Consider the following 20,850-nt stretch of genomic DNA (forward strand, 5'->3'; position numbering starts at 1 on the left):
CCTGACGGCGCGAGCTGCGCTGTCAGACCTTGAAGTCATAGGGCTGGTCGAGCTGCTCGATCAGCCCTTTTTCTTTCGGCTAGAACCGCTCCGGCCGGTACGGCATCGGATCGATCGCAGGCGTCTCGCCGCTCATCATCTCGGCGAGCAGGCGCCCGGTCGCAGGTCCGAGGGTAAAGCCCTGGTGGCCGTGGCCGAAATTCATCCAGAGGCCGGGATGCTGCGGAGCTTGCCCGAGCACCGGCAGCATGTCGGGCGTGCAGGGGCGGGTGCCGAACCACGGATCCGGCTCGACGCGCTTGCCGAGGTCGATCAGTTCGCGTGCGGATGCTTCGGCGCTGGCAAGCTGCACGGGCGTCGCGAGTGCATCCGGGCTCGTCAGCTCGGCTCCGGTGGTGATGCGAATGCCCTTGGCCATCGGCCCCATGGCATAACCGCCGGCCTTGTCGATCAGCGGCAGGTCGAGCGACGCGCCGCCGCTGTAATGCATGTGGTAGCCGCGCTTGCGCACCAGGGGAATGCGATAGCCGAATTTGTGAAGGAGATCGGGCGACCACGGCCCGAGGGTCACGACGGCGTTGGCGGCGTCGAGACGCCCCTGGTCCGTATCGACCGACCAGCCGGTCGCGGTTTGCCGCAGCGACTGCGCATCGCCAAGCACAATGGCGCCGCCGCGGCGCTCGAATAGCTCGGCATAGGCCGTGACCAGCGCGCCGGGATCGGACACGGTCCAGGTGTCGAGCCAATGGATCGCGCCGGGAAGATCGTCGCGCAGGACCGGCTCGACCCTGGCAAGCTCGCTGCCGGAGAGCACGCGAAAATTCACGCCGAACTCGCGGCGGTCTTCCTCCGCCGTCTTGATCGCCAGATCGAATGAAGCGGCATCGCGATGCAGCATGCGATAGCCGGCGCGGCGGATGAGATTGTCGGCATGGGCTTCGCGAATGAGGATGTCGTGCTCGCTCGTCGCGTAGGCGATCAGCCGCGCCCATGCGTCGACGGCCTCGCGATGGCGCTTCGGGGCCGAATGCCACCAGTAGCGGAGCAGGGGCTCGATATGGAGATGAAGCGAAGACAGGCTGTAGCGCACATCGTTGGTGCGGCCGGTCGCGATCTTCAGCAGCGTCGCAAGGTCGCGCGGCATCGGATAGGGGCGGACCGCTTCGGCCTGGATCATCCCGGCGTTGCCGTAGCTGGTCTCGCGGCCCGGCTCCCTGCGGTCGACGAGCCTGACGGCCCAGCCGCGCTGCTGGAGGTGCAGCGCCGCGCTCACGCCGATCATGCCGCCGCCGAGAACAATTGCGCTTTGCATTGGAACTGACCTCGCCAAATCAAAAAACGCCCGGCTTGACCCGGGCGTTTTCTCTTGAGTGTTCGGCTTTATTCACCGCCGCCGAAGCGGCGCGACCACCAGCCGGCGCGGCGTGGCGCCGCCGGTGTTTCGCTTGCCGGTTCCGGCACGGGTTCAGCTGCCGGCGGGGCGGCCGGCTCAGGCGCCTGCGCAATCGGGGCTGCGGGCTCGATCGGGCTGCTCGACAGGAAGCTCACCTTTTCCCGGACCGTGGAGCGGCGCCGCGCGGTCTTGTCGTCGGCGGGCTCTTCCTCCGCGGCAACCGGCTGAGGCTGGGCCGGCACCGCCTCGGTCTGCACCTCGGCGCGCGGCTCAGGCTGCGAGACCTCAGGCTCAGCGGTGTGTTCGGCCTGGGCAATCGAGGGCGCAGCCTCGCCGCCGAAGCCGTCGAAATCGGCGACTGCGTCGGACGCTTCCGACGGTGCATTTGCCGCGAGCTCGTCGCTGATGGAGCCGGCGAGACCGTCCTCGCCGCCACCACGCCGACGGCGTCCGCCGCGGCGACCACGCCGGCGGCGACGGTCACCGCTGCCCTGCTGCTCGCCGCGGGCCGCCTGTTCCTCGCCTTCTTCGCCATCCTGCTCGGACTCGGCATCCTCTTCGCCTTCGCCGGCCGCAACGGCCGCCTCGGGGAGGGCGGCAGGGCTATCCTCACGCAACTCGCCGTCGCGCTGGCCACCGCGGCCGCGCCGGCGACGGCGGCGCTTGCGGCGCTGGCCGTCCTGCTCGGAAGCTGCCTCGCCCGCAGCCTGCTCCTCCGTAAGACCTTCGGTCTCCTCGGTTTCGACCTCGGATTCGAGTTCGGAATCGAATTCCTCGTCGTCGTAGGCGTCTTCAACGATCGGCGGCGGGCTTGCTGCCGCCTGCGCCGCCAGCAGCGCCTTGGCGGCTTCCAGCGTATGGACCTGCTCGCCGCGGTCGATGAGATAGGCCTGCGGCCCGCTGACGCTTGCGTCGGCGATGACCGACAGCGTCACCTTGAAGCCGTTCTCGAGATCGCGCAGATGGCCGCGCTTGTGGTTCAGCACATACAGCGCGACGTCGGTGCGGGTGCGGACCACGAGATTGTGGGTCGCGCCCTTCATCAGGATCTCTTCGAGGCCGCGCAGCAGCTGCAGCGCCACCGAGGACACCGAGCGGACATGGCCGGTGCCGCCGCAATGCGGGCACGGATCGGTCGAGCTCTCGAGCACGCTGGCGCGGATGCGCTGGCGCGACATCTCGAGCAGGCCGAAATGCGAGATGCGGCCGACCTGGATGCGCGCGCGGTCCTGCCGCAGGCAATCGGACAGCTTGCGCTCGACCGCACGGTTGTTGCGCTTCTCGTCCATGTCGATGAAGTCGATGACGATCAGGCCGGCGAGGTCGCGCAGGCGAAGCTGGCGGGCGACCTCTTCGGCCGCCTCCAGATTGGTCTTGAGCGCGGTGTCCTCAATATGGTGCTCGCGGGTCGATCGTCCCGAGTTGACGTCGATCGAGACCAGCGCCTCGGTCTGGTTGATCACGATGTAGCCGCCGGAGCGCAGCTGCACGGTCGGCGAGAACATCGCGTCGAGCTGGCTCTCGACGCCCATGCGCGAGAACAGCGGCTGGCCGTCGCGATACTGCTTCACCGCACTGACATTGGCGGGCATCAGCATCTTCATGAAGTCGCGGGCTTCGCGGTAACCGGCTTCACCGGCAACCGAGATCTCGTCGATCTCCTTGTTGTAAAGGTCGCGCAGCGAGCGCTTGATCAGCGAGCCTTCCTCGTAGACGAGGGTCGGGGCCTGCGACTTCAGCGTCAGGTCGCGCACCGTCTCCCACATCCGGATCAGGTATTCGAAGTCGCGCTTGATCTCGGGCTTGGTGCGGGCGGCGCCGGCGGTGCGCAGGATGATTCCCATGCCCTCGGGCACGTCGAGATCCTGCACCACTTCCTTCAGGCGCGAGCGGTCCTGAGCGCTGGTGATCTTGCGGCTGATGCCACCACCGCGTGCGGTGTTCGGCATCAACACGGCATAGCGGCCGGCGAGCGAGAGGTAGGTGGTCAGCGCCGCGCCCTTGTTGCCGCGCTCTTCCTTGACGACCTGCACCAGCATCACCTGGCGGCGCTTGATGACTTCCTGGATCTTGTACTGGCGGCGCGGGCGGAAGGTGCGCTCCGGCACCTCCTCCAGCACGTCGTCGCCGCCGACGGATTCAACGACTTCGTCTTCGGCTTCCTCGCCGTCTTCGTCCTCGTCCTCGTCGTCTTCGCCGGTTGTTTCCGCAGCCTCGGCATGCGGCGCCTCGGCGCTCTCGACCGCAGCATACACGGCATCGGCAGGCTCAGCGGCGGAGGTCACGGCCTCAGCCAGAGCTTCCGCATGCGCTTCGGGGGCGGCGGTCTCCTGCAGCTCGGCAGCGACCACGGGCTCGGCGCCAATCGTTGCGACAGGCGCGGGCGTCTCGTCGGCGTGATCGTGGTCGTGATGATCATGCTCGCCATCGTGACCATGGTCATGATCGTGAGCGTGAAGGTGCCCGTCATCATGGGCATGATGATCGTCGTGATCATGCTCGCCATGATCATGATCGTGGTGATCGTGAGCTTCGTGCTCGCCGTGATGCTCTACGTCGGCGTGCAGATGCTCGCCTTCGTGCAGGGCGCCCTCGGCGTGCTCCGGCAGCGCCGCGCCTTCGATCGGCTGGGCCGCGGGATCTGCGCCTTCGACGATGTCGCTGCGCACGCGCTCGCCATGACCGCGGCGGCGGGCGTTGCGGTGGCGCGAACGGCGACGGCCGTGGGAGCGGTTCTCGCTCTCTTCCTCGGCCTCGCGATGGGCCTGTTCCTCGGCCTCGATCAGTGCCTGACGGTCGGCGACCGGGATCTGGTAGTAGTCGGGATGGATTTCGCTGAAGGCGAGGAAGCCGTGGCGGTTGCCGCCATATTCGACGAAGGCGGCCTGGAGCGAGGGTTCGACCCTTGTGACCTTGGCGAGGTAGATATTCCCGCGCAGTTGCTTGCGTTGCGCGGTCTCGAAATCAAACTCTTCGACGCGATTGCCGCGGACCACGACGACCCGGGTCTCTTCCGGGTGGGTGGCATCGATCAACATCTTGTTGGGCATGTCTTAACTCTTGGCGGCGGCGGGCGCGATTCACCGTGGGCGCTAGCTGCGCTGCCGGGTGACGCGACGGTCCACCTGATTCGGGGGTGAGGGGAAGGCCGAAACGCCGTCTCTCGCGCCTTGCCGAACCGGAAGCTTCAGGACCAAGGCGGCGCGCGGGATTTTCACTCCGCAGCGTCGCGAATGATCCTTCAGAATTCGTCGGCACAGTCTGGCGCATCAAGCGTCGGCCCGTATGAAACATTGGGCGGCGAGGCCGCCCTTCAATCAGTTGCTGCTGGCCAGGCATGGCGCGAGCGCGCTCGCCTTGAGGATCACGAACCGCTCCCTTGGGATCAAGGGACCGGGTAATGGGTTACGTCGCTGTCAGAACTGTCCCGGTAACGCGAGAGGTAACCCAGGACCGTCCGCCGCCGGCGCTTGACCCGCTCCACCTCGCTGCCGCGCACCGCGCTGGTCTTAGAGGGGAACGGAAAAACGCTGGAATTCCCAAACCTTGAGAGTTCCGGCGCTGCACCGGGAGGCTGAATGCGACACAACCGGAAATATCGGCCGTCAGCATTCCGTACATACGAGGAATGAGCCATCGGTGCAAGGGAGCGTCGCACGGCGGTCACAGTCAGCGAGTTTCGCGTTTCTGTCATTAAGGATCAATTAACCCTGTGGTTCTATTGCGTTAAAAGGGCTGCTCGGAGGCACGGAATCGGTGGCGAGCCGCACAAATCAACGGGTTTTGCTGGGATGCGCACTTCTGTGCGCCGCAGCGTTGCCGTGCGCTGATTCCTCGCGCCTGAGCGCTGCAGAAAGCCAGGCGCAACCCACTGTTGCGGTAGCGAATTTTCCAGTCGCCTCCGCCGCCCGGCTGGCCGGCGACGGCAAGCAGACCCGCTTCATTCTCGACATCGACCAGACCGTTACCTTCCGTGCGGTCACGCTCGCAGACCCGTACCGGGTCGTCGTTGACGTGCCGCAGGTCAATTTTCAGCTGCCCGCGGGCACGGGGGTCGGGGGGCGCGGCCTGGTCAAGGCCTTCCGCTACGGGCTCGTCATGCCCGGCGGCTCGCGAATCGTGTTCGACCTGACGGGACCGGCCCGGATCGCCAATTCCTATGTGCTGGAGGCGGCCAACGGCCAGCCGGCCCGGCTCGTGCTGGAGCTGGAGGAGGTCGACCGGACCGCCTTCGTGCAGTCGCTCGCACCTGAGAACCGCCCCGAGCTGCGACCCACGATCGCCGAGGCGCAGCCTGCAACGGCTCCCGCGACGACAACCCCGGACACGGCGCAGCAGAAGGCCGATGGCCGCCCGGTGGTCGTGATCGATCCCGGCCATGGCGGCATCGACAACGGCACGCAGTCGAGCGGTGAGAGCGAGAAGAACCTGGTGCTGGCCTTTGGACTGGCGCTCCGCGACAAGCTGGAGAAGGCCGGCAAATACCGTGTGGTCATGACGCGGGACGACGACACCTTCATTCCCCTCAATGACCGCACCAAGATCGCCCGGAATCTGAAGGCCGCCTTGTTCGTCTCTATTCACGCTGATGCGCTGCCCCGTGCCGAGGGCGATGCGCAGGGCGCGACCATCTATACGCTGTCCGACAAGGCGTCCGACGCCGAAGCCCAGCGGCTGGCGGACGCGGAAAACCGGGCGGACGCGATCGCAGGCTTCAACCTCGCCGAGGAGCCGACCGACGTCGCCGACATCCTGATCGACCTCACGCAGCGGGAAACCCGCACCTTTTCAAACCGTTTTGCCCGTCTTCTGATGGGCGAGATGAAGTCGACGGTACGGATGCACAAGCATCCCCTGAAGTCGGCGGGCTTCAGGGTGCTGAAGGCGCCCGACGTGCCCTCGGTGCTGGTCGAGATCGGTTATGTCTCAAATAAGGGCGATCTCGAGCATTTGGTCTCCGAGGGCTGGCGGTCGCGTGCCGTGGGCTCGATGGCGCAGGCGATCGACGGGTTCTTGACCAAGCGGATGGCCACGGCGGGATCGTCAAATTGACGACCGGGGGGGATCGTCGCATTGAAAGGGTTTTTCCGTCCCGCCGCAAAAGCCCTAGTTTGGCCACAGCCGGCGCTTTATAAAAATGCCGCAGGGGGTTCCGGAATCGGAGAGAATCCCGCTCGGCAAGCGTCTAAAGTCCGGCACTGATGGTATTGCGTAAGCCGGTGAATTCGTGACGTGAAGATTGGCCCCTGTTTGGGTGCCAAGGGGCTGATACTGAGCTGATCCAGAGATTGAACGGATAAACACATAATGCGCTTGCTGGTGCGGTTCATGGGCTTCCTGTTCGCCGCGGGAACGGTGGTGTTCCTTGTTGGTGTCGGGGCCGTGGCAGGCCTGATCTGGCATTTCTCCAAGGACTTGCCCGACTACTCTCAGCTTCAGGATTACGAGCCGCCGGTGATGACCCGCGTGCACGCGGTCGACGGCTCGCTGCTCGGTGAGTACGCCAAGGAGCGGCGGCTGTATTTGCCGATCCAGGCGGTGCCGAAGCTCGTGATCAACGCGTTCCTCGCGGCCGAGGACAAGAATTTCTACGAGCATGGCGGCATCGACTACACCGGCATGGCGCGCGCGGGCGTGGTCTACATCCAGAATTACGGCTCGAACCGGCGTCCGCAGGGTGCCTCCACCATCACTCAGCAGGTCGCCAAGAACTTCCTTTTGACCAACGAGGTCTCCTTCGCCCGCAAGATCAAGGAAGCCTTGCTCGCGATGCGGATCGAGAAGACCTACTCGAAGGACAAGATTCTCGAGCTGTATCTGAACGAAATCTATCTCGGTCTGGGTGCCTACGGCATTGCAGCCGCCTCGCTGGTCTATTTCGACAAGTCGGTGAACGAGCTGACGGTGGCGGAAGCGTCCTATCTGGCCGCGTTGCCGAAGATGCCGGCGACGCTGCATCCGGTCCGCAACCGCGACCGCGCCATCGAGCGCCGCAACTACGTCATCGACCGTCTGGTGGAGAACGGCTGGATCAAGCAGGCCGACGCCGACAAGGCCCGCAAGGAGCCGCTGGCCGTCACCAACCGGTCCAACGGCGCCCACACCTTCGCCGGCGAATATTTTGCCGAGGAAGTCCGCCGCGACATCTTCGAGCGCTACGGCGAGAAGAAGCTGTATGAGGGCGGTCTGTCCGTCCGCACCACGCTGGATCCGAAGATCCAGGTCATGGCGCGCAAGGCCATGGTCTCGGGCCTCGTGAACTATGACGAGCAGCAGGGCTATCGCGGCGCCATGAGCAAGCTCGATATTTCGGGCGATTGGGGCGTCAAGCTCGCCGAGATCAAGTCGCTGTCCGACATCTCGCCTTGGCGCATGGCGGTGGTGCTGGAGACCAGCGATCAGTCGGCGCGGATCGGCTTCCAGCCGAACCGCGAGCTTGGCGGAGCCGTGAGCAAGCAGCGCGAGACCGGCATTGTCACGGTTGACGGCGTGCGGTGGGCGCGAGCCGTGCAGGGCGGAACCAAAGGCAAGACGCCGACAGCGGTGTCGCAGGTGCTGCAGCCCGGCGACGTCATCTATGCCGATCCGCTCTACAAGGATGGCCAGCCGGTCGAGGGCCAGTACCGGTTGCGCCAGATCCCCGAAGTGTCCGGTGCAATGGTGGCGATGGATCCCTGGACCGGCCGCGTGCTCGCCATGGTCGGCGGCTTCTCGTTCGACCAGAGCCAGTTCAACCGCGCCACTCAGGCCTATCGGCAGCCAGGTTCGTCGTTCAAGCCGATCGTCTATTCGGCCGCCCTCGACAACGGCTATACACCCTCGACCGTCGTGCTCGACGCCCCCATCGAAATCGACCAGGGGCAGGGCGCCGGCGTGTGGCGGCCTGAAAACTTCTCCTCAGGCAAATTCCAGGGACCGGTGACGCTGCGCAACGCGCTGCGGCAATCGCTCAACACCGTGACGGTGCGGCTCGCGCAGGACATCGGCATGCCCCTGATCGGCGAATATGCCCGCCGTTTCGGTGTCTATGACGAACTGCCGAACTATCTCTCCTATGCGCTGGGCGCCGGCGAGACGACGGCGATGCGCATGGTCACGGCGTACTCGATGCTCGCCAATGGCGGCCGCCGGGTGAAGCCGACGCTGATCGATCGCATCCAGGACCGCTACGGACACACCATCTTCAAGCACGACCAGCGTGAATGCCGCGGCTGCGACGCGCCGGGCGGCTGGAAGAACCAGGCCGAGCCGCAGCTGATCGATCGCCGCGAGCAGGTGCTGGACTCCATGACCGCCTATCAGATCACCGAGCTGATGGAAGGCGTGGTGCAGGCCGGTACGGCCACGGTCATCAAGGAAGTCGGCAAACCCGTCGCCGGCAAGACCGGCACCACCAACGAGGCCAAGGACGCCTGGTTCGTCGGCTTCTCTCCCGACGTCGCCGTCGCCATCTATATGGGCTACGACAAGCCGCGTCCGCTGGGTAAAGGCAATGCCGCCACCGGCGGCCATCTGGCCGCTCCCATCGCGCGCGATTTCCTCAAGCTCGCGCTCGCCGACAAGCCCGCCGTTCCGTTCAAGGTGCCTGCCGGCATCAAGCTGGTCCGCGTCGTCTCCAAGACCGGCATGCGCGCCGGCCCCGGCGAGACCGGCGGAACCATTTTGGAGGCCTTCAAGCCGGGCACGGCGCCGCCGGATAATTATTCGGTCATTGGCGTTGCCGACGCTGACGGGCGTGGCGGCGGCATGCCGGCCTCGCAGCAGCAGCAGCCGGATTCCGGCTTCTTCATGCAGCCGGGCACCGGCAGGCTGTACTGAGGCTAGAACAATAGGGACGTTATCGCGTCAGCGGTTGCGCTTTGCAGCCGCCGCCGCTACATCCCCCACTCAATTGCACGCGGGATTCCGCGAGACCAGAGAACGACATGCGCGCCGAAATCGAACGGTTGGTAGAAGAGATCAAGCAGTCAGTCGGGCTGCTGAGGAGGCATCTTTGACGTCGAGAAATCGACGGCGCGCCTCGCCGAGCTGAACAAGCTCGCAGAAGATCCCAATCTCTGGAATGATCCCCAGAAAGCCCAGAAGCTGATGCAGGAGCGGACCTCGCTGGAGGATTCGCTCTCGGGCATCGGCAAGGTCGAGCAGGAGCTTGAAGACGACATTGGCATGATCGAGCTCGGCGAGGCCGAGGGCGATGCCGGCGTCGTCGCGGAAGCCGAAGCGGCTCTCAAGAATCTCAAGAAGGAAGTGGCGCGGCGCGAGCTCGAGGCGCTGCTGTCGGGCGAGGCCGACCGGTTCGATTCCTATCTCGAAGTCCACGCCGGCGCCGGCGGCACCGAGAGCCAGGACTGGGCGCAGATGCTGTTGCGCATGTACACGCGCTGGGCCGACACCCACGGCTTCAAGGTCGAGGTGCTGGAAGAGTCCGAGGGCGAAGAGGCCGGCATCAAGTCCGCGACGATCCAGGTCTCGGGCCACAACGCCTATGGCTGGCTGAAGACGGAAGCGGGCGTGCATCGCCTGGTGCGCATCTCGCCGTTCGATTCCAACGCGCGGCGGCACACCTCGTTCTCGAGCGTGCAGGTGTTCCCGGTCATCGACGACAGCATCAAGATCGATATCAAGGAAGCCGACGTCCGCGTCGACACCATGCGCTCGGGCGGCGCCGGCGGCCAGCACGTCAACAAGACCGAATCCGCGGTGCGGCTGACGCACATTCCGACCGGTGTCGCCGTGGTCTGCCAGGCCGGCCGCTCTCAGCACAAGAACCGGGCGCAGGCCTGGGACATGCTGCGCGCGCGCCTGTATGAAATCGAGTTGAAGAAGCGTGAGGAGAAGGCCGCCGCCGACCAGGCCGCCAAGACCGATATCGGCTGGGGCCATCAGATCCGCTCCTACGTTCTCCAGCCCTACCAGATGGTGAAGGATCTGCGCACGGGCGTGCAGACCTCGGACACCTCGGGCGTGCTCGGCGGCGATCTCGACGACTTCATGGCCGCGACGCTGGCGCAGCGCGCCTTCGGCACCACGGGTGCCGACATCGAGGACGTGGACTAGCCATGCCCCGCGTCGCCTTCATCGGATTGGGGCGAATGGGTCATGGCATGGCCGGGCGCTACCTCGATGCGGGCTTCACGGTGACGGTGTGGAATCGCAGCAAGGCCAAGGCTGAAGAGCTGATCGCGCGCGGCGCGCTTTGGGCGACCTCGCCCGAGGACGCCGCCATCGATGCCGACGCGGTCGTGACCATGGTGGCCGACGACGAGGCCTCGCGCGCGGTCTGGGTCGGGCCTGAGGGCGCGGCCAAAACCGCCAAGGCCGGCACCATCGCGATCGAATGCTCGACCGTCTCCTATGACCACGCCCGCGAGATGGGCCGCGAGCTCAACGCGCGCGGGCTGATCTACATCGATTGCCCCGTGACGGGATTGCCGGATGCGGCAGCCGCCGGGAAACTGACGCTGCTGGTCGGCGCCGACGCCGCCGATCTCGAACGTGCGCGGCCCTACCTCGAACCGATTGGTTCGACCATCCGCCATTTCGGCGCGGTCGGTTCCGGCACCGTCTACAAGCTGATCAACAATCTCATGGGGGCGATCCAGATCGCCGGCCTCGCCGAGGGCCTTGCGATCGCCGAGCAGGCCGGGCTCGACATGAAGCTCGTGCTGGAGTCGATCCAGGCAGGGGTGGCCGCAAGCCCGCAGGTAACGCGTCACTCCAAGCGCATGGTCGCCCGCGATTTTTCCGGCGCGACCTTCACGGCGGCACTGCGGCACAAGGATGCGGCCTACGCCGTGAAGCTCGCCGAGAGCCTCTTGGCGGACAAGCCGCTGGTCTCGCGCGCCGCGGTGGAAGCCTACGCGCAGGCGAAGGCTGCGATGCCGGATGATGATGAAGGCAAGATGATCGAGCTGGTGTCGCGGCCGAAGAAGCCGTCTTAGCCGGTCGCATCCACATGGGGCAGCCTCGTTCGGAACGCGGTCTCGGCATTGCCCTCGTCGTCGCCGCTGCGATTGCGTGGAGCACGGCGCCGTTCTTCACGCGCCTTCTGCCGTTTGATCCCTGGACCATTCTGTTCTGGCGCGGCCTGTTCGCCGGCAGCCTGGTCACCATGCTCCTCGTCGTGATGCAAGGCCGCGCCGGGCTGCGGCAGTTGCTAGTGCCGGGGAAGGCAGGCCTGCTCGTGGCCTCATTGTCCGCGATCGGCATGATTTCGTTCATTCCCGCGCTGCAGATGACCGACGTCATGAACGTGGCGGTGCTGATCGCAACACAGCCGTTCGTCGCGGCCGCGCTGGCTTGGCTGTGGCTCAATGAGGCCGCGACATGGCGCACGCTGATCGCGAGCCTGATTGCCTTTGCCGGCGTGGTGATCACGGTCGGCGGTGTGCAAGCCGGTGCCGATCTCGGTGGCATCGCGCTCAGTTGCCTGATGGTGCTCGCCATCTCCACCATGACAGTGGTGGTCCGGCGCCATCGCGAGACGTCGATGGTGGCGGCAGCCGCGCTGTCGAATTTCATCGGAAGCCTCGTCAGCCTTCCATTCGCCCATGACATCGCTCATGTCGGCGGCAACGGCCTCGCGATCCTCGCGATGTTCGGCTGCCTTCAGGTCGCGCTGGGCTTGACCTTCTACATGCTCGGCTCGCGCTTGCTGCCGTCAGGGCAGGCTTCCCTGATCGCGACGCTGGAAACGCCGCTGATGCCGTTCTGGATCTGGGTTGCCTTCCGCGAGATACCCGCCGTCCACGCGCTCATTGGCGGCGCGTTGGTGATTGGGGCGGTAGTTGCGGATATCGCGGGCGATCGCCAGTCACGGGGATGATCTCGAGCAATTTTGTCGGAAACCGGGTGGCGAGATTTTCCGCGTTGTCCTAGGCGAGCAGCCGCGCCGAGGTGAAACGCATGCCCCCAACCGACAACAGGATCGACGCGCGCGACTGGTCGCTGCTCGCGGTGCTCTCCGTTCTCTGGGGCGGCTCGTTCTTCTTCAACGGCGCCGCCTTGCGTGAATTGCCGCCGTTGACGCTGGTGTTCTTGCGGGTCGCGCTCGGGGCGGCCATTCTGCTGCCGCTGCTGCGCATGCAGGGGATCGGCTTACCCAAGAGCATTGTGGGCTGGAAGCCCTTCGTTGCGATCGGGTTGCTCAACAATGTCATTCCATTCTCGCTGATCGTGGCCGGGCAGACTTTCATCCCGAGCGGACTCGCGTCGATCCTGAATGCGACGACACCGCTGTTTACGGTGGTCGTGACGGCCGCGGCGGGCGAAGAGGCCTTGCAGCTGCGGCGCGTGGCCGGTGTGGGGCTCGGCCTTGCGGGCGTGATCATCCTGCGCGGATGGGGAATCGAGACGAGGTCGGGGCAGGGGCTTGGCATCCTGCTCTGCCTTGGCGGAGCCTTCAGCTATGGATTCGCCGCACTGGCAGCGCGGCGAATGCTGAAGGACTCTCCGCCGCTGGGCACGGCAACGTTTCAACTGATGGCATCGACGGTGATGATGGCAATCATCGCTGGCGTGGTGGAGCAGCCATGGCGCCTCGCAGTGCCGGGTGTCGCGACATGGTCCGCGGTGCTTGGCCTTGCGGCCCTGTCGACGGCGCTCGCCTACATCGTCTTCTTTCAGATCATACGGCGCTCCGGTGCGACCAATGTCATGCTGGTGACGCTGCTCATTCCCGTCACCGCCATCCTGCTGGGATGGCTGGTGCTGGGGGAGCCGATCTCGATGCGCGAGATCGCAGGCGCCATCGTCATTGGCAGCGCGCTGCTCGTGATCGACGGACGCATTTTGAACCTGCTGCGGCGCAGCGAGTAAATTCCGGATTCGCGGTTTCATCTCGCGGAAAATCGAAGCGCTTGCCAGCCGCGAACGGCCTTGCGACACTCCCCACAAAACAAGACTATAAAACAGGGGAGAGACCGATGCCGGGTCGTCGCAAAAACCTTGCTGCCCTCGCCATGCTTGCTGCCGGAGTGCTCGCCACGACACCGGTCTCGGCGCAGAAAAAATACGACCCCGGCGCCAGCGACACCGAAATCAAGATCGGCAACATCATGCCCTATAGTGGGCCGGCGTCGTCCTACGGTGTGATCGGCAAGACCGAGGCCGCCTATTTCAGGATGATCAACGATCAGGGCGGGATCAACGGCCGCAAGATCAACTTCATCAGTTATGACGACGCCTATTCGCCGCCGAAGGCGATCGAGCAGGCGCGCAAGCTGGTCGAGAGCGACGAGGTGCTGCTGATCTTCCAGCCGCTCGGCACGCCCTCGAATTCCGCGATCATGAAATACATGAACGCCAAGAAGGTGCCGCAGCTGTTCGTCGCGTCCGGCGGCACCAAGTTCGGCGACCCCAAGAACTTCCCGTGGACCATGGGCTTCCAGCCCAACTACCAGAGCGAAGGACGCATCTACGCCAAGTACATTCGCGATCATTTCCCGAGCAGCAAGATCGCCGTCTTCTGGCAGAATGACGACGCCGGCAAGGACCAGTTCAAGGGCCTGAAGGACGGGCTCGGCGACAAGGCCAGCATGATCATCGCCGACAAGTCCTACGAGGTCAGCGATCCCTCGATCGACTCGCAGATCGTCGCCCTGCACGATTCCGGTGCGGACATCTTCTTCTCATGGGCCGCGCCGAAAGGCTCGGCGCAGGCGATCCGGAAGGTCGGCGAGCTCGGCTGGAAGCCAAAATTCTTCCTGGCCAACACCGCGACCTCCGTCGCCTCGGTACTCAAGCCGGCCGGGCTCGACTACTCCAAGGACATCATCTCGACCATCTATCTGAAAGATCCGACCGACCCGGCCTGGGACAAGGATCCGGCCGTGGTGAAATGGCGGGAGTTCATGGACAAATATTACCCCGATGGCGACAAGACCAATTCCAACAACGTCTACGGTTATGTCCAGGCCGAGGCGATGGCGCAGGTGCTGAAGCAATGCGGCGATAATCTCACCCGCGAAAACGTCATGAAGCAGGCGGCAAACCTGAAGGACTATCACACCGACCTGATGCTGCCGGGCATCATGGTCAACACCTCACCGGACGATTATTTCCCGATCGAGCAGATGCAGCTGATGCGCTTCAACGGGCAAGCCTGGGAGCTGTTCGGCGACGTCATCACCGGCGAGGTCGGCCACGAGCGCAGCCAGTGATGATGTACAGTCGCCTTTTGTCGCGGGCTTAGCCCGCGCTGAGACGCACGCCGGCGCGGAGGAACTTCTGCGGATCGACCGCTTCGCCCTCGATGCGGGTCTCGTAGTGCAGATGCGGACCGGTGGAGCGACCGGTCGACCCGACCAGACCGACGACCTGGCCGATCTTCACGGTCTCGCCGACCCTGACGTTGATCTCGGAGAGATGGCCGTAACGGGTCGAAAGTCCGTTGCCGTGGTCGACCTCGACCATGCGGCCGTAACCGCCGGACCAGCCGGCCGACACCACCTTGCCGTTGGCGGTGACGCGAACCGGATCGCCGGTGGCGGCGCGGAAATCGAGCCCGGTATGCATTGCGGGCCGGCCGAGGAAGGGATCGCTGCGGACGCCGAAGCCGGAGGTGAACTCGACCTCGCCGATGACGGGCTTGCGGTAGGGCACCAGCGCCAGCGTGCGGTTGAGACGGTCCATCTCGGCGCGCGTGGTGTTGATGCGATAGAGCTGCTTCTCGAACGGTCCGGCATTGGCCGTCAGTTTGACCGGCACGAACGGACCACCCATCGCGGTGCGCGGCACGGCGGATTCGAGATTGGCGAGATTCAGGCCGAGATCGCTGACGACGCCGCGCATCCGGCGCATCCGTGAATCCATGCCTTCCTCGACGGCGCTGAGCGCCGCCATCTGGCGCCGTTCAACCTGGTCGAGCGAGGTCGTGAGCCGGACCAGGACGTTGTCGAAACCCTGGTTCTTGGCGAATTGGCTGGTCGGGGGCGCTGCGACAGTGGGTGCGCGCGATTCCAGGCGGGCCTCACGGTCCGGAGGCGCCACGAAAATCACGGTGTCGCTGATCGGCGAGGGTTTAGGCGTGCTCTGGCTCGAATCGCCGCGCTGGGGCGTCGCACGCGGAATCGAGCCGGTTACATCAGGCATGGCTCCGAGCGCCGTCGCCCGGGACTCCAGCGCCGTCTGGCGCTTCATGATCTGGTCGAGTTTCTGGTCGAACTGTTCCTGGTCGAGCAACTGGCGGCTGGTGGTGCGGTCGACCTTGGCGCGCAGCTCGGCGATGCGGTCCTCATAGGCGTATTGCATCTCGGCCTGGCGGGCGATCAGCCGGGTCAGGACGTCGTCACGGAAAGCGAAATAGGTAGCGGTTGCCGCCGACCAGAGACCGAGCAGCACCACCGTGCCAACCACGATCCAGAACACCACGGGCCCGAAGCGAACCTGCTTGCCGGCATGGACGATGGTGTAGGCGTCGTCGGTCGCGGGAAGGGGAATCGCTGCGGTTGCCGCGGGGGCAGGACGGCGTTGGGAGGCCCGTCCGCGGTCGTGAGGATGATGTTGGGCGTACTGCGAGTATTGGGCAGAACTTTTCGACATCGGCACTCCCGCGCCGGTCGGATGAGTCCGTACGGCCTAATTGCCGCAGCAATCTGGGCGGTCATGGTTAATTTTCCGGAAACGGGAACGCGCGAATTTAAAGGACTGGTTAAAGACTTCTTGCCGCTTCCAGCACCTCGTCGGCATGACCGTCGACCCGGACATTGCGCCAGATCCTGGCCAGTTTGCCATCGGCCCCGACCAGTATCGTGGTGCGAAGAATCCCAAGGAAGCTCTTGCCATACATGGACTTTTCGCCCCAGGCGCCATAGGCTTCCAGCAACTGGTGCGTCTCATCCGAGATCAGGGGGATACCGAGCTTGTGCTTGTCGCGAAACTTCTCCTGAGCCTTTAACGGATCGGCGGAGACGCCGAGCACGGCAGTGTCGGCAGCCGCGAAGGCACCGGCGAGGCGAGTGAAGTCGATCGCCTCCCGGGTGCACCCCGGGGTGTCGGCGCGGGGGTAGAAGAACAGGACGAGCTTTCGGCCGGCATAGTCCGCCAATGTGACGACCTCGCCGCCGTCGCGGGGCAGGCGGAAGGCGGGGGCCTTCTGGCCCTCGGTCAGGCCCGACTTCGCCTTGGCGGGCGGAGACACCGATTTGGAGGAATTTAACTGTTTCGATGCGGCCGTATGTGATCCTGCTTTTGCTAAGGTCCCGGTTGATTTGCTCGCCGGTGTCCGCGGCGTTTTCGCGGACTTTGTCGGAGTAGAGGCCCGCGTTTTCGGGACCTGCTTTTTAGCCGTCGGACTGCCGGAGGGCGTTTTGGACGATTTCGTTCGGGATTTCTTGGACATACGCCTTCCTTTCGACGCTTTCGGCGGGTCAACCGAAACGGTATTGCAGCTCTCGTCCGGTGTGCCGGAATCGCGCCCTCGGCTGGGCAAGTCTGGCGGCGCCGGAGTATGGTTACAAGGAATTCCACGCACCACCCCACTGCTCGTTGAACGCGCTCCCGGGGCGAAATGACGAACAGCAGGAATATTCGAGGTATGGCGGCAATGCCGGCGCAGGGAGCTTCGCTTCCCGCGGACGGCTGCGGTCCCGGCGGCGCTCAATCCTATGACGGGCGCCTGTATCGAGAGGCAATGGCAAGGAATAAGTCGCCCCAGGATTATAATCGGGACTTCGATCGGCGCGGCGTTCAGCAACAGCCGCAGGAATGGGACGATGCCGATTGGGATCCGGATCAGGAGGCGGCCGCGGGCCATCGCGCGCGCCGGCTGTTGTCGCGTTCCAATTCGGGCTTTCATCGCTTCGGTGACGGGTTTGGGGCGCTACGCCGCTGGCTGGCGGCCGATCGCTGGCTGAAGCGCGTCGTCCTTGTCGTCGGGACTCTCGCCGTCATCTTCATCGGCTGCTTCGGCGCGCTGTGGTGGCGGCTCGGTGCCGGCCCCATCAATCTCGACATTGCAACGCCATGGCTGGCGGCCGCGATCGAGGACAATATCGGTCACGGCAATACGGTTGAGATCGGAGGCACCCAGATCGAGCGCGCCGGCCGGGTTCGCATCGCCGTCCGCATCCGAGACATCATCGTCCGCGATCGCGATCACGCCATCGTTGCCAGCGCGCCGAAGGCTGAAGTGAAGCTATCGGGTGCCGGCTTGCTGATGGGTCACCTGCGCGCCGAGAGTCTCAATCTGGTCGATGCCGAACTCGCGATCCGCATCGCGCCCGACGGTACCGTCACCGTGTCCGCCGGCGATACCGCAAAGCCGCTGGCAACCGGCGTCGCCTCGAAGAAGGACGCGGGTCTGCCGCCGACATTCCCGCGCAACGGCGTCCCGCCGCCGCCATTCGCCACGGCGCCTGCGAACCAGGATCCATCCCAAGCTGCCTCTCAAGGCCCGCCTCAGGCGACGGCACAAAGCGGCATCCTTCAGGGCCTCGACTGGCTCGACAGTCTCAGCATGACCGGCCTCGACGGCCAGAATCTGAACGAGATCGGCCTGAAGAACGGCAATCTGATCGTCGACGATCAGCAGCGCGGCAGCAAATGGTCGTTTGAGAACATCACGCTCAGCCTGCGTCGGCCTAGCCGGGGTGGCGTCACGCTCAGCCTGGGCGAAGAGGGCGCGCGCCCGTGGATGCTGCGTGCCACGATCGGACCGGCCGAGAACGGCGTGCGCTCGGTCGACATCAAGGCCGACAAGGTCTCGACCTCCAACATCCTCCTGGCACTGCGGGTCAAGGATCTCACCTACACCGCCGACCTGCCGCTGACGGGCGAGCTCAAGGGCGAGCTCGGCCGCGATGGCGTGCCGACCTTCTTCCGCGGCAAGATCGCGGTCGGCGCCGGCAATATCATCGACACCGACACGCCGGACTATCCGATGGCGATCGACCAGGCCGAGATCAACGTCGAGTGGGACGCCAATCGGCGGGTGCTGGTGGCACCGTTCAAGATCCTGTCGGGCGCGAACCGCCTGACGCTTCTGGCTCATCTGGAGCCGCCCAACGGCACCATCAATGACTGGCAGCTCGGCTTCAGCGGCGGTTCGATCCTGCTCGGCGGCATCGACAACGAGCCGCCGCTCGTCTTCAACCGCATCGCGATCGGCTTCCGCTTCGACACCGACCACAAGCGCCTCTTGCTGACGCAGGCCGACATCAGCAATGGCGAGATCGGTGTCGCCGGCACGGGTGCGATCGACTATTCCGGCGAGCCGCGGCTGACGCTGGGCTTTGCGGGAACGCCGATGTCGGCCTCCGCGCTGAAGCGGATGTGGCCGACGCTGGTCGTTCCCGAGTTGCGCGAATGGGTGATCGAGCGGATCGAGCGCGGTACGCTCCAGCGCATCGAGATCGGCGTCAATTCGCCGACGAAGAACCTTCCGCGCAAGGGCCCGCCGATTCCCGACGACGGCCTCTCGGTCAACATCGTCGCGAGCGGCGTCGCGGTCCGTCCCGTAGACGGCATGCCCGTTGTGCACGATGCCGATCTGAAGGCGCGCGTGACCGGCCGCACCGCGACCGTGACCATCGGGCAGGGCATCGCCGATACGCCCGCCGGCCGCAAGGTCACGATTTCCGATTTCGTCTTCGAGGTGCCGGATATGGCGCCCAAGCCGTCGCCGTCGCGGACCAGGTTCCGCGTCGACGGACCCGTGCCTGCGGCGGCCGAGATGCTCTCGAATGATCGCCTGAGTGATCTGTCATCGACCGTCGTCGATCCCAACACCAGCAAGGGGACGTTCACGGCGAACATCCAGCTCGGCCTGCCGGTCAAGGGCGAGCTGACCAAGGCGGACACGACCTACGCCGTCACCGCCGATCTCAACGGTTTTGCCGCCGACAAGCTGGTGATGAACCAGAAGCTGGAGGCCAACAGCCTCAAGATCGTCGCGAGCAACACGGGTTATCAGGTCAAGGGCGACGTCAAGATCAACGGGCAGGCGGCCTCGCTCGACTATCGCAAGCCCGCCGAGGGCGACGCGGATGTCAGGTTGCAGGCGACGCTGGACGATGCGAGCCGGGCGCGCCTGGGATTCGATCTCAGCCCCGCCGTCAGCGGATCGTTGCCGATCAAGCTGTCGGGCAAGATCGCCGGCAGCCCCGATCAGACGACGAAGCTCGGCGTCGAGGCCGACCTGACCTCGGTCAAGCTCGACAACATCCTGCCCGGCTGGGTCAAGCTGCCGGGCAAGTCGGGCAAGGCCAGCTTCAAGGTCGTGCCGACCGCGCAATCGACGCGTCTGGAAGACATCGTCATCGAAGGCGGTGGCGCCTCGATCAAGGGCTCGCTCGAGGTCGACGCGAACGGCGATCTCATGAACGCGAACTTCCCGACCTATTCGCCGTCCGATGGCGACAAGGCGTCGCTGAAGGTGGAGCGCAGCCAGGATGGCGTCATCAAGGGCACGATGCGCGGCGACGTGTTCGACGGTCGCGGCTTCCTGAAGTCGGCGATCTCCGGCAATTCCAAGGACGACAAGAACAAGATGAAGAACGTCGATTTCGACATCGACGTGAAGCTCGGCGCCGTCGCCGGTTTCAACGGTGAGGCGATGCGCAGTGTCGATGCCAAGATGTCGAAACGCAATGGTGCCATCAAGGCGTTCACGCTGAGCGGCAAGGTCGGCAAAGACACGCCGGTGGCGGCTGACCTGCGCGGCGGCCGTGCGCAGGGCAACCGCGAGGTGATCTACCTCCAGACCAACGATGCCGGCGCGCTGCTGCGCTTCACCGACACCTACACCAAGGCGGTCGGCGGCCAGATGGTGGTGGCGATGGAGCCGCCGACATCCGAGCCGAACACCTCGCGCGAGGGCCTCATCAACGTCCGCGACTTCACGGTGAAGGGCGAGGCGCAGCTCGAACGCGTCGCCGCTGGCGCGCCCAACGGCACCGGCAACGGCGTCTCGTTCAGTGCGCTCCGCGCCGAGTTCACGCGGCAGAACGGTGCGCTGACGGTCCGCGACGGTGTGGTCAAGGGTCCCATGATCGGCGCCACCATCGAGGGCTCGATCGACTATCCCGGCAACCAGGTCTGCATGAGCGGCACCTTCGTGCCGATGTATGGCGTCAACAACATCTTCGGCCAGATCCCGTTGTTCGGCATCTTCCTCGGCGGCGGCAACAATGAAGGGCTGATCGGCGTGACCTATGAGGTCGTCGGCACACCGGCTGCGCCCGTGATGCGCGTCAATCCGATCTCGGCGATGGCCCCCGGCCTGTTCCGCAAGATCTTCGAGTTCAACACCGGCAAGCAGAACTCGCCGTTCGAGGAATTCCCCTCGCAGTCGAACGACGGTTCGACCGGCTCGACGCGCCAGCTCTCGAGCGGCTGCAGCCTGACGCGGCGGTAACCACCCATAGTCCCAAGTGCCCGTCATGCCCGGGCTTGTCCCGCCTGCGCGGCCGGAGCGGCTTCGGCTCGGCGAAGGCCGGGCATCCACATTCTTCGTCGCG

Annotated in this window: 13 protein-coding genes; 9 read left to right on the forward strand and 4 right to left on the reverse strand. The window is 65.1% G+C overall.

What is annotated here, in order from left to right; translation table 11 throughout:
- Nucleotides 1-79: 79 nt before the first annotated feature.
- Nucleotides 80-1,312: an FAD-binding oxidoreductase gene (locus tag A3AS_RS0139880; protein ID WP_018323011.1), complete on the reverse strand. Its 1,233-nt coding sequence runs from the start codon at nucleotides 1,310-1,312 to the stop codon at nucleotides 80-82.
- Between the two features lie 68 nt (nucleotides 1,313-1,380).
- Complete coding sequence (locus A3AS_RS0139885; RefSeq protein WP_245283401.1) at nucleotides 1,381-3,744, reverse strand: ribonuclease E/G; 2,364 nt, start codon at nucleotides 3,742-3,744, stop codon at nucleotides 1,381-1,383.
- Here A3AS_RS0139885 and A3AS_RS49730 point away from each other — a divergent pair.
- The 8 genes from A3AS_RS49730 to A3AS_RS0139920 all read left to right on the forward strand — a co-directional run bounded on the left by A3AS_RS49730 (nucleotide 3,700) and on the right by A3AS_RS0139920 (nucleotide 14,553).
- Nucleotides 3,700-4,533, forward strand: a complete 834-nt coding sequence (locus tag A3AS_RS49730; protein ID WP_245283402.1) for a hypothetical protein — start codon at nucleotides 3,700-3,702, stop codon at nucleotides 4,531-4,533. The genes A3AS_RS0139885 and A3AS_RS49730 overlap by 45 nt on opposite strands.
- 616 nt (nucleotides 4,534-5,149) lie before the next feature.
- The gene (locus tag A3AS_RS0139890; protein ID WP_018323013.1) at nucleotides 5,150-6,445 is read left to right on the forward strand and encodes an N-acetylmuramoyl-L-alanine amidase; all 1,296 of its coding nucleotides are present in this window, start codon (nucleotides 5,150-5,152) and stop codon (nucleotides 6,443-6,445) included.
- A gap of 255 nt (nucleotides 6,446-6,700) precedes the next feature.
- A complete protein-coding gene (locus A3AS_RS0139895; RefSeq protein ID WP_018323014.1) occupies nucleotides 6,701-9,211 on the forward strand; it encodes a penicillin-binding protein 1A in 2,511 nt (836 codons plus the stop codon).
- A gap of 107 nt (nucleotides 9,212-9,318) precedes the next feature.
- Nucleotides 9,319-10,450 (forward strand): peptide chain release factor 2 gene (gene prfB, locus A3AS_RS0139900; RefSeq protein WP_099091752.1). Its coding sequence is split into 2 segments (ribosomal slippage): nucleotides 9,319-9,387 and nucleotides 9,389-10,450, totalling 1,131 coding nucleotides; the frame shifts between segments, so codons are not numbered across the junction.
- A gap of 2 nt (nucleotides 10,451-10,452) precedes the next feature.
- Nucleotides 10,453-11,334 (forward strand): NAD(P)-dependent oxidoreductase, encoded by an 882-nt coding sequence (locus A3AS_RS0139905; RefSeq protein ID WP_018323016.1) that lies wholly within the window; start codon nucleotides 10,453-10,455, stop codon nucleotides 11,332-11,334.
- A 14-nt stretch (nucleotides 11,335-11,348) separates the two neighbouring features.
- Entirely contained in the window at nucleotides 11,349-12,218 is an 870-nt protein-coding gene (locus tag A3AS_RS0139910; RefSeq protein ID WP_018323017.1) for a DMT family transporter, read from the forward strand.
- 80 nt (nucleotides 12,219-12,298) lie between these two features.
- The gene (locus tag A3AS_RS0139915) at nucleotides 12,299-13,210 is read left to right on the forward strand and encodes a DMT family transporter (protein WP_026202861.1); all 912 of its coding nucleotides are present in this window, start codon (nucleotides 12,299-12,301) and stop codon (nucleotides 13,208-13,210) included.
- Nucleotides 13,211-13,317: 107 nt separating this feature from the next.
- Nucleotides 13,318-14,553, forward strand: a complete 1,236-nt coding sequence (locus A3AS_RS0139920; protein WP_026202862.1) for an ABC transporter substrate-binding protein — start codon at nucleotides 13,318-13,320, stop codon at nucleotides 14,551-14,553.
- 28 nt (nucleotides 14,554-14,581) lie between these two features.
- Here the strand turns inward: A3AS_RS0139920 and A3AS_RS0139925 are convergent, their stop codons facing one another.
- Nucleotides 14,582-15,934 (reverse strand): M23 family metallopeptidase, encoded by a 1,353-nt coding sequence (locus A3AS_RS0139925; protein WP_026202863.1) that lies wholly within the window; start codon nucleotides 15,932-15,934, stop codon nucleotides 14,582-14,584.
- 109 nt (nucleotides 15,935-16,043) lie between these two features.
- Nucleotides 16,044-16,733: a peroxiredoxin gene (locus tag A3AS_RS0139930; protein WP_018323021.1), complete on the reverse strand. Its 690-nt coding sequence runs from the start codon at nucleotides 16,731-16,733 to the stop codon at nucleotides 16,044-16,046.
- Between the two features lie 204 nt (nucleotides 16,734-16,937).
- Here A3AS_RS0139930 and A3AS_RS0139940 point away from each other — a divergent pair, with 204 nt between their 5' ends.
- Nucleotides 16,938-20,747, forward strand: coding sequence for a DUF3971 domain-containing protein (locus A3AS_RS0139940; RefSeq protein WP_049815130.1), 3,810 nt, complete (start codon nucleotides 16,938-16,940; stop codon nucleotides 20,745-20,747).
- The last annotated feature ends 103 nt before the right edge of the window (nucleotides 20,748-20,850 follow it).

It is taken from the genome of Bradyrhizobium sp. WSM2793 (assembly GCF_000379585.1).
Lineage (GTDB): Bacteria > Pseudomonadota > Alphaproteobacteria > Rhizobiales > Xanthobacteraceae > Bradyrhizobium.